This window comes from Pseudovibrio sp. Ad46 (assembly GCF_001623065.1).
Taxonomy (GTDB): Bacteria; Pseudomonadota; Alphaproteobacteria; order Rhizobiales; family Stappiaceae; genus Pseudovibrio.
The window spans coordinates 18,452-37,387 of record NZ_LMCG01000069.1; the positions used below are offsets into that span (position 1 = coordinate 18,452).

Here is an 18,936-nt window from a genome sequence, read left to right on the forward strand (position 1 = left end):
TCAATGTCCTTGATTAGATATATTGGTGGATGAGAAAAAGCGAACCCGGACGCCCATATCGGCCAAAAACCGAGCATCATACTCATCCAGTTTGATGAGTATCTTGACCGTGGCCCGTCCGCGGTCGACCATCGGAATGACTTTGCTGACACGGCCCGGCATATCTGGAATATCAGCGCCATTTCCCGACACGAGAACTGATTGTCCTGGCTGGATTTGTGAGACGAGTTTTTCAGATACGTCGACCACTGCATCGATACTGGAGGTATCCACTAGGGTTGCCAATCCTTGGTTGGAACCAGATTGTGTCGCACTTGATGTAGGGGATACGTAATCACCTGGGCTTGCAAAGCGTTCAACAATGACACCAGAAAATGCTGCGCGAACAAGGTGTTTCTTCAGGTCTAATGCCTTCAAACGAAGATTGGCATCAGCCAGTTTGGTCGCTTGTTGCTGCGCTAGAAACCGAGTATTGAGAATAGCAACTTCCACCTCACTCTCCTGCAGAGTGCGCGATGTGAGTAGCCCTTTGTTTGACAGCAAGCGGTTACGTTCCAGCTGTGCTTCCGCCAGCTCCAAAGACAGTTTGGTTTCGGACAAGACAGCTTGTTCGCGCTTCAGCGTTAACTTGGCCTGATCATGCGCAATCTGAGCGTACTCGTCGTCTAAGCTAGCGAGGATGTCGCCTTTTTCCACGTGTTCGCCAATGTCAAAAAAAACGGCTTCAACCTTGCCGCCTATCTGTGGCACTGCCTGAATGCGTCGCGGTGCACGAACATACCCGGTCGCTTCTAAAGCGGCCGACGTAGGAACAAATGCAGCAGCCTTCGTTGCAGCAGAAGGTGCAAGCTCCTCCGAAACATCTTTTGCATTGGCTTCTTGATTTTTAGTTGGTTGCGATCCGGTATCAGGCACTACCGCCAAGGGCTGAAAGAACGCGCTTTCAAGATCAAAACCACTTTCCATGTAACTCAGACCTGCAGCCCCAGATACAGTCCCAATGAGGAAAATAATCAGATCTCGAAGAATAGAAGCTTGTTTCTTGGCCTTCACCTCGATCGGTGGCTCATGGCGTTCGATCTTCAGTTTTGCCAGTGTTTCGATATCATGCTTCATTCCGCTCCACCTCGCGTAATTCTGAGGCTGCATCTAACAAGAGCACGAGTTCATCTTCGGACAGATCAACGGCATCAAAGTCTAAGATATTTGCTTCGCGCCCACCCCGTTGCGAAATATGTAAATGAACTTCTTTGAACGCACTGACCACACGCTCAAGTATAAGCTCCTGATTTTCAATAGATATTTCAAATGGATCCGCACGCAAGTGCAGTAGAACTTCAGTGGATGTCCAGGCAACATCCAGCTCAGCAGCACATTGACTGTGCATACCTGTTCCATTGTGCAAACCACAGTCCCTCGCATCAACAGTCAGCTTTTCTAAGTCGACACCAACAGACGATCCAAGAGGGTTGAGGCGAACTTGCGGATGGTATTTAAACTTCTCCGGCATAAGTTGTTGCAACGCACCGAAGAGCTCTGGGGCCGTCGGAAGCTCAGCCAAATGCGAGATGACATCCCTAAAACACTGGTCCCATGATCCCATGAAGGAGGGCGGCGCGATTGGGAAGAGCGCTGAGAACCAGCCAACTTCGTTCAGATTGGATGGAACACCAGCAATCTCAGTACGACCTGTACGTTCCAGTTCAATTTGACATGATGCTGTTGTAGTCCAATGAGACAGTGCTTTCAGAATAACCGAAATCGTCAAGGTCTCTGCGTTAAGTCCAAAGAGATCTCGCGCAAGCCCTTCCAGCGCAACTCCATTCAGTGCGATCTTGCGTGACATTTGAGTAAAGGGCTGTTCAGATGGACAGCTGATTTGCTTTTGAAACGCCGGACCAGTAGCGCTTACAAGTCGATGCCAATCCTCAATTTGAGCACGTGGTAAATCACGCGCAACCTTCTCAAGATAAGCACCGCGATTGGATGCTTCACCGCTCATACTTGGAACGGAGCTTGCAACCGTACCGCTCAATATCGCATCCAACTCTTGCAACAACAGGAGCCAAGAATAGGCGTCGACGGCAAGATGGTGAACTGCGAGGAGAAAGCGTGTGCTAGTTGCTCCGTAGGAGCCTAGGGCAACCAAACACCCTGAGGCCAGATCGATGCTGCTGGTGACAGCCGCCACTGCATTTTCAAGTGTTTGATCTTCTCCCAGCGCGACAATCGGGACATTGGAAGTGGCCCGGAACTTATGACCTACCTGATCACTTGGCTGATCAATAATCTGCCGCAGAGCTTCATGGTTCTCGGTGAGTTTAGCGACAGCTCCAGCGACCCTTTCCATTGACGTAGGCTCTTTCAGATTCACAATAGCGAACTGTGCATATCGGTCCAAACGCGGTGCATTCCAACTGAGGAACCATTGTGCGGCTGGCGTCAAACGAAGAGGCAAAGATCCCAGGGGAATGTCATCTACAACCTGAGCCTGACTGCAGCACTTCACAGCTATGCCACGCAATGACGCCAGTTTCAGGATATCAGGTGATGTCATGCCAAAGGGTTGCAGCTTCGCGGCAATACGCAAGCTCTTGATGGAATCCAAACCGTACAAGAATAGGTTCTCGTCAGCTCCGATGCCTTTCACATTCAAGATCTCTTCAATGGCTTCACGAACTTGAACTTGAAGTTCGCTTTCTTCCATCGAAGACGTGCTTTGTACATTTGGAGCCAGTTCCTTCGCTAACCGCTCTGTATCCACCTTCCCATTTTTCGTGAGTGGCAGACAGTCTAATCCCACAAACACATGTGGTATCATCTGGCTGGGCAATGCTGCCTCAAGACATGCCCGCACGGTTTCGATCTCAATGCTGGACGGTGTAAAGGCCACTGCAAGAGCATTCGGCTCACCGTTATGATCGAGCAAAACAACTGTCGCAGCCTGTGTTACTCCTGGGCAATTGGATGCTGCAGTTTCAACTTCGTCTAACTCAATCCGGTTTCCAAGTAACTTGATCTGACGGTCGCGCCTGCCAAGGTATACCAACGACTCTTCTGCATGAAATTTGGCTAAATCACCAGTACGATACATTCTTGCACCGCGCATATGATCTGCTTGTGAGAACTTTGCGGATGTGAGTTCTGGCTCGTCAACATAGCCAAGTGCTACGGATGCTCCCTCTAGTACTATTTCACCAATCGCACCTACTGGTGCATCACTGCCCCAGGGTGTTCGGATGTGCACTTGCATGTTATCGATCGGTGCGCCTATCGGAACGCTTTCTGTCTGGCCTTTAGGGTCAAACACCGAGATCATGCAGCCGACTGTTGCTTCTGTTGGTCCATACTCATTGTAAATGATACTATTGGGAAACCGATCTACACAACGCGACGCTAAACTTTGTCGTAGGTCTTCTCCCCCAACGACAAGCCGACGCAAAGCCGATTGCCCCTCTTCGATCATCGTCAAAATCTTGAGGTGTGACGGTGTGATTTTGAGCGTGGTGACACGGGCCTCAGAAACAATATCTTCAAAAATGTCAGCGACCGATAACGTTTCATCGTATATCCGAATACTCGCTCCCGCCGAGATCGGTGACAGTACAGCCGTGATTGTGAGATCAAATGTGATGGGCGTGTAAAAGGCGGAGCAATCGTCAGCTGTATAATAAGCACTCGATGAAAACTGGAGATAGTTATCAAGATTATCTCGGCTGATTTCCACTCCCTTAGGCAACCCCGTCGAGCCAGAAGTAAACAAGACATAGGCCGATTTCCCTCTCACCGGTGATGGCACCGGGTTGCTTCGGGCTTTAAGTCTATTAAGACCTGCAGGGATGCAGATGTCTGTAAGTTTCAAGGCGAGTGTCGCACCGCCGGGATCGTGTAAGATGGCGTCAACTTTTGCTTTCGCGCACATATGACCAAGACGGTCTATTGGAAATGCATGGTTCAAAGGCACAAAACGACCGCCGAGCCACAAAACCGCAAGAAGTGCCGCAACGGTATGTGGACTTCGTTGCACAAGGATTCCAACGGTTGCACCTTCACCAAGACCCGCGTCATGTAAATCCTGTACGATCGCTTCAACATGCTGTTCGAGTTGCCGATACGAAATCACATCTTTATCGGTCCTTAGTGCAATCGCATCCGGTGTTGTTCGGGCAAAATGGCGTAGCGCTTCTACAACATCTGCTGTGGGTGAAAAGTGTCGACTCGGTCCAGTCATCAACTGCCTGCGTGCCGCAAGTTGCTCGGCTGATAGGACCCTTGCCGAAGATAGCGTCATACCCGGATTGTCGTTAGCCTGCTCGGCAAGGGACATGAGACCAGCATGTAGTGCTTTGATCTCAGCACGTGTCTCCTGCGCCGGCGCATCGTCGTAAACCAGTTGAATGACATCAGTATCTCGATTCTCACGCAGGACAATCTGATAGCGAAATGTCTGGCAGCCAGTATAGAAATCTTCGACAGATTGCGGGAAGCCAGCGAAGTCTGCGTTGTGTCCAAAAGCGTAATAATTGATGCAGCTATCAAACAACGGACCCGTATGGCGTTTATCTACCGGAATAGAATCCTGCATACATTCGGGAGGCATCTGGCCATGACGGATAGCATTCCCGAAATCAAGTTTGATCCGTTTTGCCAGCTCTTCAAAACTCTCACTTGGATCCAAAGTCCAAGTGAACGGAATGTGCGTTGTCATCATCCCGAAGGTTTGGCGTTCGCTTCGACTACGCCGATCCATCAGGGGACACCCTATCACTCCGGTATTTGCACCGTCACGGTGGCCGAGGTAAACTGCATGTAGAAGAAGCAGGAGTTGGTTCAAGGACAAATCTAGCCGACTAGCACACGATCTGAAGCACTCTGATTGTGCGTCACTTAACGTGAAAACAGTGCGTACTCCTTGGCCGCCAATTGCGCCCGCTGAAACCGGTAAAGACTGTTTGTGCTGAGCTAACCTGCCTGACCAATATTCTTTGTCACGAGCACATCGGTCGGATGAAAAGTAGTCCGTGCGACGTTCCAGAACAGATAGATAAGATGGACCGTTCTCTCGATAGTCTTTCGGCGTTTCGGATTGGTATGCCCGCTCGATGAATGATGTCAGTAAGGACATCGCCCAACCGTCTGTGAAGACATGGTGCATTCGCACGACATACCCCCCACCATCCTTTGTTTTGAACACGCAAAAATGGTGATACTCGCCCTCCTTCAAGGGCGTGCGAAATTCTGCCTCGGCCCATGCATCGAAAGTATCGTCCTTCGACAGCGACAAGTTAGACAAATCTACCGTTTGGATCACACCAGTCGGACTAGTATTCAGCTTTTGAAAAGTGTCTCGTTCCTCGACCTCAATGGACAATCTAAAAGCCTCGAACTCCGACTGCGCTGCCTCGATTGACTGTTCAAGTCTTGCCACATCCACAGGCCCATGAATGCGCACGATACCGCCAATGTTACTAACGGCAGAGTCTGGGTGAAGTTCTTGCGACACCAAAGCCCGCCGCTGCCCATGGCTGAGAGATGCATGTGTCATGAGGCATCCCCCATTGCTGGAATCGAGGTTTCATTGCTGTAAGCACTGACCAATCGAAACCGCATGTAATAGGCGACCGCAGCAGCGAAGAAGGTCCCCGACATTGCTCCGAAGTAAACCCCCATAATCCCCATCTGCTGCATATAAATGAGCACATAAACGACTGGTACCGACAGGATAAAATGCCGGATAATCGTCAGCATCAAAGCAGGTGCAGGCTTGCCAATGGCCTGATGGAACTCGGCAACGCAAAGGCTAATCGCAATGAAGGGCAGCGAAAGCTCCATGATGCGCACTTGCAGGACTGCGTAATTGACAACCTCCGGCACCTGAGAAAACAGCGGATAGATCAGGGGCGCAATCAGGATATGAAGCAGTGCCAAAACCAGAACACACACGAACGCCAAAATCGTCGCAATACGGAGCACAGCAAACGCACGGTCGTAATTCTTGCGTCCCCAGTTCTGACCAGCAATTGTCAGCAAGGCCGTGGATATCCCGAACATCGGGATCATAATGAGGAAGTCCAGTCGACCAACAAGTGTGAATGCCGCCATCGCCATGGGATCGACATCGATCACAAACCGATTATAGATCAAGACGCTGCCAGCGATGATGATCTGGATCCACATTTGAGCAGATCCGATGGTCGACAGTCTCTTTGAAAGACTAAAGCCTCCTTTTACGGGGATCAGCTTCAGGCGCAGCTCACCAGGTTCCATCGCGAGCGTCAAAAGCAGTTTTGCCATTACAATGAACTGGGCGATCACAGTTGCAAGTGCCGCACCTTTTACGCCCATGTCGAACACGAAAATTAACACCGGATCGAGCACGATGTTGACGACCGATCCAATCAAGACAGCCTGCATCATGGCCGTCATGCGGCCCTGGCCCTGTAGCATACCCATCAAAGTACCAATCAGAACGATTGGTACCACGCCTGGCAATGAATAAATGAAAAACTCTAGAGCGTAGGTTTCCAGTTCTCCCGATGCGCCGAGTAAGGCGAGCAGTTGCTCTCCGAAAATCAAAGCAAGGGCCAGAACGAGAGCACCTATGAGCAAGGCTTGTAAAAGGCCAACTGCAAAGAGCTCCTGCGTGGCAGCATCCTCACGTGCACCAATCGCGCGAGATAAAACAGAGCCCATCGCAACTTGCAAACCGTTGCCGATCGCAAACAATATCATTCCCAACGGAAAGACCAGGCCAACCCCAGCAATAATCGCAGGGTTTGATGGATCAATCATGCTGATCCAGACCGTATCCGCAATGTTGTAGAAGACCTGGATTAGAAATCCGATCACAATCGGAACGGACATCTGAATGATGACGGGCAAAAGCGGCCCCTCGTACACGCCATCAACACTCTGAGAGACAATGTTCTCTGATTGCGCAGTACTCATAGCAAAAACTCCTTTGGGGCAGGGCTCGCTGGCAATACGGCCTCTACGCGTTCAGCAAAATCCAGGCTTGTAATGTCGTTAAAGCGCTTGGCGATGGCTTGAATGCCAACGGGAAGTCCATTGTCTCCTGTCCCTAAAGGGATAATAGTTGACGGCAGCCCGAAAACGCTCGCAAGTGCATTCCAAACCATGAGCTCATTGTAGGCGATGGGCCGCCCATCAACGTCAAACGTGCGCTTGTTGGATGGTCTAAAATCGTGTTCGAATGCACAGACGGGTGCCACCGGCATCACCAAAAGATCGAACCGGTCAAAGAAGGCATTCACCCGCTCGTTCACCTCGGCACGATCCCGATCAACGCGATCAGCCCCAATCTGCCCTTTGGCAATCGACCAAGCATAGTCAGCCCGCTTGTCCTTCGAGTTGAAAAGCTTTAATCCAAGTGCATTTACTGCTGATGCCATACGCCCAATGGGGGAACTCGCCGTAGACATCAGGCGGCCAGTCAAAACCATGGTAAGATCAATGATTTCATCAAGATCGAACTCCGCCGGAGCTCCGTAGACCAGTTCAACATGCGCGGTTGGCTCAATACGCCCCAGCATCTCTTTTATGTGCTCTCGCATGACGCTGTCGGTCTTGTGCGCCGGCGCCTCTAACCAAACCAACACTCGTAAGGGGCGCTCACGATCGACTGCCGGTTTGAACTCAGGAGCCTCAATCCAGGGGTCTAACATCACCTGCATGATCAAGGTCAGGTCCCGTGCTGATCGCGCCAAAGGACCGGATACGCATAGATCAGGTTCAACGACTGAGGCAGGATCACCCGGTATATGCCCCCGCACTGATGTGAGACCATAGCTAGGACGATGCGCATAAACTCCACAGAAATGCGCAGGAATTCGCAGACAACCACATAAGTCACTACCGATGTCGAATGCGGTCATATTGCTTGCAACAGCCACCGCAGATCCACCTGATGACCCACCAGCTGTACAGTCCATGTTCCACGGATTGCGAGTAATGCCAAAGATGTCGTTATAAGTCTGCCAATCAGCTGTCATTGCTGGAATATTGGTCTTCCCAAGCACAATCGCCCCCGCGTGCTTGAGTTTTGCCACCACAGGTGCGTCTTCTTCCACCAGGTTATCTTCCAGGTGCTTAGCACCCGCCGTACTGCGAAGCCCGGCGACGTGAAAGGCCTCCTTTACCGTGCAAGGAATACCAGCGAGAGCACCTAGAGCCTGCCCCCTTGCTCGGGCGGCATCACTTGCTTCTGCCTCTCTGCGCGCCTCATCGAGACGCAACTGGCTGATAGCATTGAGCTTTGAGTTCGCCGCAGAAATGTTCTGTACATAGGTTTCAACAAGTTCAAGAGACGTGGTCCGCCCTTGACGAAGTTCTTCCATCAACTGCCAGATGTTGGACGATGTCATTACGCGTCCTCCATCTGTGCAGATGACATATTATGACGCCGCGTCAACAATGCCGAGCGGCTCGCTTTTGCTGGGTTCTCAGGTCTTACAGACTGATGTGTTTCTGCGCTTTTCTGAACAAGCTGTTCAGCCTCTGCAGAGCGCGACTGCAAATCCGCCAGATAGAGTGCCGTCTCATGCGGCGTCGTTAAGCGGAACAAGTCTACAATTGGAATTTCAGCCCCAAGCTCTTGCTCCATCAGCCGGTGCACCCGCACTAGCTCAAGGGATGTGCCGCCAGCATCAAAGAAGCTGTCTTGAGATCTTAGATTCCGACCACCAAGTGCCTCAGTCCACCACCCAATAACTTTGGTTTCCAACACTTCGACGTCGGCATCATTAGCGTTTTTGATTATACCTTGATGCCGTGCCGGTTCTTGTGTCGCTTTCTCGCGCGCAGCAGAAGTGCCTTCCTTGGAAGGCTGCTCATCTTCAAGCAGGTCTATCAAGACCTTGTTGTCGACCTTGCCGTTTGAAGTCAATGGCATCCGTCGGCATGAGACAACCCGTTGTGGAACCATATAATTTGGGAGTCTGTCTTTCAGAAACTCCGCCAACTCGGTGCCAAAGTCCTGATCCGCTACATCCGATTTCGGTTGCTTCTCATAACTGGAGAAATCCCGGATCAGCGCTTCCTCGTCATGTTGGTCTGCTGGAACAAAGCCACCGACGATACAATGCAAGGGCATGTAGCCATCCCCAAGATCCAGTGCGCGACGAAGATCTCGGTCGTTCATTGCGCCCAACTGGCAGAACCCTAACTCAAGATCAGCAGCTTGGTCTTCCAGAAGCTGGCACATAGCACCAACCTCCATCGCGGCAAACATCACCCCCAGGTCCTTACCGTAAAGAGGTTCGATAGCCGACTTGTCGCAGACAAAATAAAGAGCAAACGATGCACTCTCAATAAGCGAGACATTTGGTCCAGCCTGACCTGCCACAATGCCACTTGATCGTTCACCCGTGGCAACCAGCTCATTGGTCCTAGGATCATGGTAGTAAAGACCTGCAGGCACATCCTGGATTTTGCCAGAATGGACACCCACATAGGTTTGAACCGGGTACAATCCACCTGCTGAACCATATCGATACTTCGGAAAGGGCAGACGGTCGAAATGGCGTTGTGATAGCGAGCGAAGAACTTCGCCCAGTTGTTCTTTCGTGACTATTTGATCTGCGTAGTTGCGACAACTTCTCCGCCGCACAAAACGTGTGTCAGTGTCCTCAGGAACACCAAAGGCATGACGTTCACCCTTGAGCCGACGGATACCGCGTTGTTCAAGTTTGAAGGCAAGCCGTGCACCAGGATCAGTTGTGATCGTCGGATCTACCTTATGAGTAGAAGTATCTTCGTCGGTTTCCACAAAGGCAACCAGGCTTACGCCCTCCCCTGTGTCCCGTACCATCGCTTTGGCATGTCGGATTTTTTCATGCCTTTCGAGGATTGTTTCGATTTCCCCCAGTTCAATTCTGTATCCGTTGACTTTGACCTGGGTATCTTTGCGGCCAAGGAACTCGATAAGACCCGTTTCTGTATAGCGGCCAAGATCACCGGTTTTGTAGAGCCGCTCACCAGTATCAGCGTGAGTGACAAAGCTCTGCTCGGTCAAATCCGGACGCCCGAGATACCCCTTGGCTAGTCCAACACCTGCGATCACGATTTCACCAATCACACCGGTTGGGCACTCGTCCAGCCGGTGACCAACAACACGCATTGGCTGGTTGGTCAGCCCAGTCCCGTAAGGAATGCTCTGCCAGGTTGGATCCACTGTCTCAATCGGATATTCAATCGACCAAATCGAGGCTTCTGTCGCCCCACCCAGCGAGATAATTTGCAGATCAGAATTAAGGCTCTGCCAAGCTTGCTCGGGCAGTGAGAGCGGAATCCAATCGCCGCTCAGCATCGCAACGCGCAGCTCTGGGAAAGCCGCTTCACTGTCTTGCTCGTGTGCAACCAGCATGCGCAACAAAGCCGGAACCGAGTTCCAGACTGTCACACCCGCAGCACGCAGAACACGACCCCAGTGGCGTGGATCCTTCAAACCATCGGGATGCGGCAGCACAAGGCGTGCACCCCGCGCGCTCGTGCCGAACAGATCGAACACGGAGAGATCGAAGCTGAGTGATGACAGGCCGAACACACCATCATTTGCCGTCAGGCAGCGTCGCACGCAAATATCTTCAATGGTGTTCATGACAGCCTGGTGTGCGATCACGACACCTTTGGGCGAGCCTGTCGAACCGGAGGTGAAGATCACATAAGCTGTCTGATCAGGCGTGGCCACCACCTCTGCGAAGGGAGCATCATGGCATTGCCAACTTATGTCGAGCGCCTGTAATACTGGCGTCTCCACCACCCCTGGTCGGTTTGCCAAGTCGCGTTGCAGAGAACCCAGATGCCAGGGCTGTGTGAGAATCTGGCGCACACCAGCCGCTGCGAGCAACTCAGCACGACGCTGCGGTGGCACCTCAGGATCGATGGGAAGATAGGCTCCGCCAGCGCGCAAAATGCCATGTGCTGCAGCACTCTGCTCCCACCCTTTGTCCATGATGATGGCCACAAACTCTTCCCGCGCAAGACCACCTGCACGCAAAACCGTGGCCACCTTGTTCGCCGCCCGATGCAACTGATCATAACTGACCTCAAATGCGCAGCCACCCTTTGCATCCGCCTGCCAGATAGCCACTGCCTCTGGCGTCTCAACCGCATATCGCGCCAGCCCATCATGTAGGCTTGCAACTGGGAGAGCACTCTCGGCCACCGGCAACGCAACCGCAGGCAACCGCGGTAAATCAGCCGCTTCCAGCAAGGTCGGGTCCAGCGCTAATCCTTCAAGAAGCGCAACATAGGATGCAAACATCTCATCCAGAATGCGCGCGTCAAATAACTCCTCAACCGCATCCCAGTTTAGATAAAGACACCCGTCTTGCTCCATAACCTGATGATCAAGCCAAACCTGCGGGGTCTGACTGATAGTGTAGACAGTCTCAATACCCAATGCAGATATCGCCGCATTCGTGTCTTGTTTCGGCTGGTCAAGCAAACTGGTGAATACAACAGGCAAAGGGGCTCTGAGCCGTCCTGCACGGATGAGTTTCTCCGTGACGCGCACACCAGACAGGGCTGCGTGGTCAAGGGCCTCCCAGAGCCTGTCTTGAATTTGTAAAGCCGCCGATCTGACACTGGTAACTGTCTTCAAATCTACCGGAAGCAAAAGGATGTCGGTGAAGTCACCGATCAGTGTATCTGCCCCTTTGACTCGCGGCCGATTGAACACAGTGAGATTTAGTGCAAACTCAGGCGTGCGGCTCCACCTTCCCAGAACATGCGAGAAGGCCGACAGCAGGAGACTGGTTGCACTTACACCTATACGTTGAGCAGAGCTGCGAAGGGCAGCCCAGTTTTTTCCATTGAGGCAGTGACTTCGACGACGAAACGTGGTGCTTTGAAGAGCCAATTGGTCATCGCGTGTAGGCAACTCTGGACCTGCCGGGAAGGTCGCAATAGAGGCATCCCACCAACACTCCGCAGCAGCTAGATCTTGCTTCTTGACCGCGTGTTGTGAAGCCAGCACATGATCTTTAAAAGAAAATGGTAGTGGCGTCAGCTTCACATCTTGCTCTTCGTAAAGCAGTATCAACTCCTCAGCGATAATGCTCAAACTCGCAGCATCAGCGATCAAAAGATCTATCCCGAAATGCAATCGCACCATGCCATCAGGCAACACCGTCGCTTCCAGTGAGAAAAGAGGCCAAGTATCAATCGTCTCGCATCCCCGCCGCAAACGGGCACGCTTGTGCTGCAGCTTTTCTTCTCGCACCTCGACTAGTGTGGTGCTCAGATCTTCAACTGGAATAGGGTAATGCGAAACATCCGACAAAATCCGTTGTTGACCATCTTGGGTGACGATTGCCCGCAACATATCCTGACGCTTGATCAACCTGTTCCAAGCATTTTCTAACTGTTTGAGATCCACCGACCGGCTCTCAAACTCCTGATAAACAAACGAGGAAACTTTAGCTCCATTGGCACCAAGCTGACGCCCAGACCAGTATGCACGCTGAACATCGGTGAGCGGAAAATCGATATCCGGCTGACTTATATGACGTAAAGAACCATAATCCGTATGCTCTATTTGGATCTGGGCCAAGTCACCAGCTGCTTGGCCTTCATCGATATGTGATGCCAAAGACGCAATAGTTGGGTTCCTGAGTAGATCCTTGAGAAGAACTTTCACTCCCAATGCTGCGCGCACTTGGACAAGATACTCGACTGCCAAAAGAGAGTGCCCACCAATGGCAAAAAAATCCGCATGCCGATCAAGGGTCTTTAATGAAAGCAAGTGCTGCAAAATCGCAGCAAGGGACAGTTCAGTTCCAGTTTCTGGTGCTTGCGTTGTGGTCGCAACATTTGCTGAAGCAAGTTCTTGTCCATCCAGCGCGGCTCGGTCGATTTTGCCAGCTGAGTTCTTAGGGAATGCTTCGACAAATCTCCAACGCGCCGGGCGCATGTAATCGGGCAGATGCTCAGTTGTATATTGGACCAGACGAGGATGAAGATCGGCTGTGTCCGTGCCGATTACGGGTTCGATAAAGGCAGTCAATCGGACATTGCCACTGTCTACCTCTTGCGGCCTTATAACAGCAAACGACACTTCAGGATGCGCGATCAGGCTGGTTTCAATATCCCCTAGCTCAACCCGATGCCCGCGGATCTTAAGTTGATTGTCCTGGCGTCCCTTAAATACAATGTGGCCATCCCATGTCAGGCACACCCGATCACCGGTTTTATACCACCTAGCGGCTGGTTCACCGCAACTCACAAACTGTTTGTCTGTCAGGTCTGGGCGATCTTTATAGCCTGCCGCAAGCCCGGCTCCTCCAATCCAAAGCTCTCCAGTCACTCCAATAGGTACTTGTCGTCCCAGATCATCGATGATGCGAATACTCGTATTATCGATGGGCGCACCAATTGAGATACTCGTGTCAGACGGTTCTACTTTGCAGCACAACGACCAAATTGTTGTTTCAGTCGGGCCATACATGTTCCAGCATTCGGCACCTGTGCTCGTCAGCGCCTGCGCCAAAGACAATGGCAATGGTTCTCCACCGACCAAGATACGCAGTGTACTGTCAGCACGCCATCCGCTTGTTACCAACATCTGCCAAAGAGACGGCGTTGCTTGCATCACCGTAGGGCGGCATTGCTCAATAAATGCCCGTAACTCAAAAACATCACTAACAATATCCTGAGGAGCCATTTCAACGCATGCACCAACACATAACGGCAATAGGAACTCCAAAAGGGAAATATCAAAACTTGGGGTCGTGACGGACAAAAGGCGGTCCTTTGACGTCAAGCCCGGTTGATGAGCCATTGAGGACAGGAAGTTAGCAAGGTTGCCATGGCGTATGCAGACGCCTTTAGGCGTTCCAGTGCTGCCAGACGTAAAGATTACGTAAGCGGTATCTGAGGCGCTCGGCAGTTCATCCACTTCAGCTGTTTCAACCGTGCTCAAGGTCAACTCGTGTGGATCAGCGACATTGAACGATGCATGCGCTTTGCGACTGACAATCAGCGATGGCTTAGCAAGGTTCAAAACAATGTCTGTGCGCTCCGGCAAGTTATACGGGTCAAGGGGTAAGTAGACCGCACCCAACCGCCAGATGCCAAGCATTGCTGCGATCAATAATGGTTCGCGGTCCAGTTCCACAGCAACAAGATCGCCAGTGCCGATACCGCGCTTCCGCAGATTTTCTGCAAACCGCCGACTTGCCTCATCAAGGTCGCAGTAACTCCAGGTCTCATGTGGAGATGCAATCGCCACGTCCATTGAAAATTGACGAACAGAGTCCTCAAATCGTGCAAGAACCAAATCAGCATCACTGCGGGGTGCGGTGGTCTTGTTCAATCTTGTAAGGAGAGCTTGGGTCTTGTCTTCGATAGGGGTTGAGACAGCTTCTAAAGTTACATCCGACTCATGCGCAATCTGCTTGAGCATTTCCAGGAAGGTGTCGAAGTAAAGTTCGATTAGATACGTAGAATATCGTGTTACATCAAACTCAGCCGTTACCTCATACCCTCCCTCCGATGGTATTAACTCGAGGGTCAGGTCGAACTTGCAACTACCATTGTGAAGGTCAATCATCTCCCAATCTTGGTCGGCAATCCGAAACTTACTCTGCTTTGCCGTCGCATGAGAAATCAAGAAAGTCTGAAACGGCACATTGCCGTCAAGTTGTCCGTCAACAACTAGCTTCTCCCGAAGAATCTCCATCGGAAGCGACTTGAACGTGTCAGAGTTATGGATGCTCTTTGCCGCTTGACCAAGAGCATCTGCAAAAGTCTCAGCTTCTGCCAAATCCACATCCAAAAGCGTGGTGGTTGCAAAAAAACCTACTGTTTCCTCAACTTCTGGACGCAAGCGACCAGTGGCTGGCGACCCCACGATAATCCTGTCCTGCCCGGTGAAGGCACGCAGTGTGAGAGCGTGTGCTGCAAGAAAAACGGCGTGCATGCCCGTCTTCGCACTTCGGCTTGTTGCCTCAATCTTTTGCGTCAGACTTGGATCGATTAGACGCCGAAGACGTCGCCCTTTCTGCGTGGTTATTGATCCCGTAGGTGCGGGTTGATCTGGTGGCAACATGGATTGCACAGGTGCGCTATGGAAAGCCTCTGCACAGTTAGTGGCAAAGGTCGAGGCGCGCATTCCATCAGACCAGCTACGCTGCCAGTTCGCGAAATCAACAAGGCTAGCCCGCTCCGCCTTTATAGGCTCCAGAGCTTGCCCGCGGACCAGCGCATCATATGACGTCATCGCTTGTCGAAACAGGATTGCCAATGATAGGCCATCAGCGATCACATGATGGATCCTTAGTAAAAGCAGCTGATCTGGTCCATCATTCGTTAGCAAGTCAATCCTGAACAGCGGAGCTTCGGCCAACGGAATTGGCTTGCTTGCAATACCAACTGCCGCATTTTCCAACAAATTGAACTGGTCACCAGACAAGTTATGAACTGTGAGCGGCACACCAATGTGGGGGCGAATACGCTGCGTCAGTGTTTCTTTTTCAAGATCAATTTGTATACGTAGACTCGAATGACACTGAATCAGATTTTCAAAAACCTGGATAAGCACGTCGACATCCAACATGCCCGAAATTCGGAAGCCCTGGTAGAGAACATAGTCACAAGCATCTGGGTCAAGCTGATCAAGTATCGCAAGGCGCTCTTGCTCAAATGACAGCTGCACTTCTTCGTCTTGATGTAGACGGGCGACTGGAAGCGATGCAAGAGAGCCACCTTCTTCCAGCAACTTCAAAAAGAAAGCCTTGCGCTTATCCTTAGGCAACGCGACCAAGCGATCCGCGACAGACAGAGGAGGAGATGTCGTCATTTTGCGACCTCCTCTGGCTGCTGTGCGTGTTCCAGCAGCTCAGAACTAACTTCAAAGTCTGTAAGCAGGCTCTCAACAAGAGAAGTACTCCCTGCCTTGCCGCGTTTCTCAAGTTCAGCAGTCAGATCTGCAATATTTGGCGCTGTGAAGAATGTCTGGGTATCAAGCGAGATGCCATGCAACTCTGCAAGGCGTGCTATCATCATCGACGCCATCAGAGAATGGCCGCCAAGTTCAAAGAAATCATCGGTGCGACCAATCCCGGAGATCCCTAGAAGATCCTCAAAAATTTCACTGATTTTCGCTTCTAGTTCGGACGCCACAGGCTCAAAAGTTGTTGAGAGTGACTTAGGTCTTGGGCTCTTTGCAGCAGACATTGACAATGTGGTAGAGGCAGCAGCCTGATCTGTATCCCAATCAGTGGACTCGCCATCGTGCCCACATTGCTCTTCTTCACTTGCGATCCAATATCGATGCTTGTCAAAACTGTAACCAGGTAGTGAGACACGCCCACATTTCTGATTTTTGAAAACAACCTCCCAACTCAGATCATACCCCATGGTCCACAATTGGATCATTGCCGTCATATTGTGATCCAAAGCAGACTGTAGTTCTGTGATTTGCGGAAGCGATGTAATGGGAGCGATTGTCGTACCCGCACAAAGCACTCCCATCGAAGACAATGCGTTCCCCGGTCCTACCTCCAGCATGTTACAGTTCAGACCTTCCAAAGCTGCCATCAACGCTTTTTGGAACAAAACAGGCTTAAGCACCTGCGCACTCCAGTAGGTGGGATCTGTTAGCTCTTCGGACCGAGCCAGCCGACCAAGCGCCGTTGAATAAATCGGATAAACTGGCGGATGGAGCGTCTGCCCCTCCATTGCGTCTCGTAACTGTGTTGCAGCACCTATCATTGATGCTGAGTGGAAGGCATGAGAGGTTTTGAGCCTGCTATGACGGATACCTAGTTGATCCAGTTTTTGCTCAAAATCGGTAATCACTTCAGAAGGACCAGCAACAACACAAAGCCCAGGAGCGTTTTCGGCTGCAAGCTCAACGTTCTCAATAAGCTTATCCTGGATCTGGCTGGCATCCGCCCGGATGGAAAGCATCGCACCCGATGGTGCAGTTGCCATCGCGTTCGCACGAACAATAACCAGACGTGCAGCAGTCTCCAAAGACATAACATTTGCCACGACCGCCGCTACCCACTCACCCAATGAATGGCCAATCAATGCACCGGGTGTTATGCCACGCGCTAACCATGCCATCGCAAGTGCATACTCCACAGCGAACAGCGCGGGTTGGGTCAGGTGAGTTTGCGCAAGCTGATCTCCACTAAATCTCACATCTTCATCACCATAAAGCCCATTCCTCAAATCCGGCCCCTCGGCGGCGGCTATGGCTTCAGCTGCACTGTTAAATGCATCGCGGTAGTCAGCATCATGCTTATAAAGATCTGCACCCATTGCCGGATACTGACTCCCCTGCCCCGTGAACAAAAAGGCTAAGGGGCTGACCAGTCCCGGTTGACCAAGGTAAATCTCGTTTCTGTCTCCAGTCAGGAACTTGTTGCCAGCCTCCTGGATAGAGCGGGCTACGACTGCTGCACGCCAGGGCATCGCTTTACGGCCAACAGCCAGAGTAAAAGCTGCATCTTGAGGCAGAAGTTGAGCAGAATCTCGTATTGAAAGAGCTTTGCCTTGAAGGTCGATCTGCCTGGCCAACGCAGTTTCACTGCGCGCTGACAAGATATAGGGAAGCGCTAGCTGCCTGGCTTCGCACTTAGACCGCTCTGGCGCTTGTTCCAACACAACATGGGCATTTGTGCCCCCCATACCCAACGAAGTCACGCCAGCCCGACGCACACCACTATCCGGTACCCAAGGGGTAAGTTCCTGTACAACTTTAAAAGGAGAGCTTTCGAAGTTACATGCAGGGTTTGGCGTCGCATAGTTCACTGAAGCAGGAATTTCTCCATGCTTTATACTCAATGAGGCTTTGATCAACCCTGTCACGCCAGCAGCAGTATCCAGATGGCCAATGTTGGACTTCACAGAGCCTAGCCAACAAAACGATGTCTTATCGGTTGTCTTGCGAAAGGCGTTTGTTAGAGCGGAGACCTCAATGGGGTCTCCCATGCGTGTACCCGTTCCGTGGGCTTCGACATAAGACAGCTCATCCGCTGTCCAACCTGCCATTGCATGCGCACGCGCAATAACTCGAGCCTGTGCGTCGACACTCGGTGCAGTATAGCTGACTTTCTGGGAACCATCATTGTTGACGGCGAAGCCACGAATTACTGATATAATGGAGTCATTGTCACGGATTGCGTCATCTAGTCGTTTCAACACAACAAGACCAAGACCCGTACCAGGTACGAAACCAGAGCTGGCCGCATCAAACGCTCGACAATGACCATCGTGAGATGTGATGCCGCCTTCTTGTGCCAGATATCCGTTGTGAATTGGTGGTCCGAGCGTCACACCACCGGCAAGTGCCAAATCACATTGCCATGTAAGCAGACTTTGGGCAGCACTGCACACTGCCACGAGCGAAGTCGACGAAGACGTTTGAATGGTGATGGCCGGCCCAGTCAGATTTAGATGATAGGCGATCTGGGTGGTCATACTATCTTTATCATTGCCGATTGCGGCCTGAAGACTTCCCGAAGAAAAAACCTTCTTGAAAGTTGGCAACACATTGAGCATCAAATAAGAATCTAAGCTTTTCCCAGCGAACACACCGATGTCGCCCTGGTACGAAGTGGGATCGTAACCAGCGTCCTCCATCGCATTCCAAGCACATTGCAACATGAGACGGTGCTGTGGATCGGTTAACTCAGCTTCCCGAGGAGAAATAGAGAAGAATGGTGCATCGAACCGATCAATGTCAGAGACTGCGCCCTTGCGACGTAGGTAATCCGGACGTCGTACGATCTCAGGTGAGACGCCTGATGCAATCACTTCTTCCTCTGTAAACTCGGATATACACTCCCGCCCAGATCTAATGTTTTCCCATAGTTGCGCTGTCGTATCGGCTTTCGGAAATCGTCCAGCCATCCCAATTACAGCGACACCAAGATCATTAGTTTGCGTAGTCATGTCAGTTTTCCC

At 51.5% G+C, this 18,936-nt stretch carries 6 protein-coding genes; all 6 read right to left on the bottom strand.

All coding sequences use genetic code 11. The features are described from left to right. Genes PsAD46_RS18430 through PsAD46_RS18455 form a run of 6 tightly spaced genes read right to left on the bottom strand, consistent with a single transcriptional unit; the run spans window position 1 to window position 18,924 of the window. Window positions 1–1,116, bottom strand: coding sequence for an efflux RND transporter periplasmic adaptor subunit (locus tag PsAD46_RS18430; protein ID WP_057460791.1), 1,116 nt, complete (start codon window positions 1,114–1,116; stop codon window positions 1–3). After that, window positions 1,106–5,545, bottom strand: a complete 4,440-nt coding sequence (locus PsAD46_RS18435; protein WP_084404466.1) for an amino acid adenylation domain-containing protein — start codon at window positions 5,543–5,545, stop codon at window positions 1,106–1,108. The genes PsAD46_RS18430 and PsAD46_RS18435 overlap by 11 nt, the downstream gene beginning before the upstream one ends. After that, window positions 5,542–6,948: an MATE family efflux transporter gene (locus PsAD46_RS18440; protein ID WP_054785501.1), complete on the bottom strand. Its 1,407-nt coding sequence runs from the start codon at window positions 6,946–6,948 to the stop codon at window positions 5,542–5,544. The genes PsAD46_RS18435 and PsAD46_RS18440 overlap by 4 nt, the downstream gene beginning before the upstream one ends. Further along, window positions 6,945–8,384 carry an amidase family protein gene (locus PsAD46_RS18445; protein ID WP_063307574.1) on the bottom strand — a complete coding sequence of 480 codons (1,440 nt, stop codon included), beginning with the start codon at window positions 8,382–8,384 and terminating at the stop codon, window positions 6,945–6,947. The genes PsAD46_RS18440 and PsAD46_RS18445 overlap by 4 nt, the downstream gene beginning before the upstream one ends. Beyond that, window positions 8,384–15,820 carry a non-ribosomal peptide synthetase gene (locus tag PsAD46_RS18450; protein ID WP_063307575.1) on the bottom strand — a complete coding sequence of 2,479 codons (7,437 nt, stop codon included), beginning with the start codon at window positions 15,818–15,820 and terminating at the stop codon, window positions 8,384–8,386. The genes PsAD46_RS18445 and PsAD46_RS18450 overlap by 1 nt, the downstream gene beginning before the upstream one ends. Next, window positions 15,817–18,924 carry a type I polyketide synthase gene (locus tag PsAD46_RS18455; RefSeq protein WP_084404467.1) on the bottom strand — a complete coding sequence of 1,036 codons (3,108 nt, stop codon included), beginning with the start codon at window positions 18,922–18,924 and terminating at the stop codon, window positions 15,817–15,819. The genes PsAD46_RS18450 and PsAD46_RS18455 overlap by 4 nt, the downstream gene beginning before the upstream one ends. Window positions 18,925–18,936 lie beyond the last annotated feature (12 nt).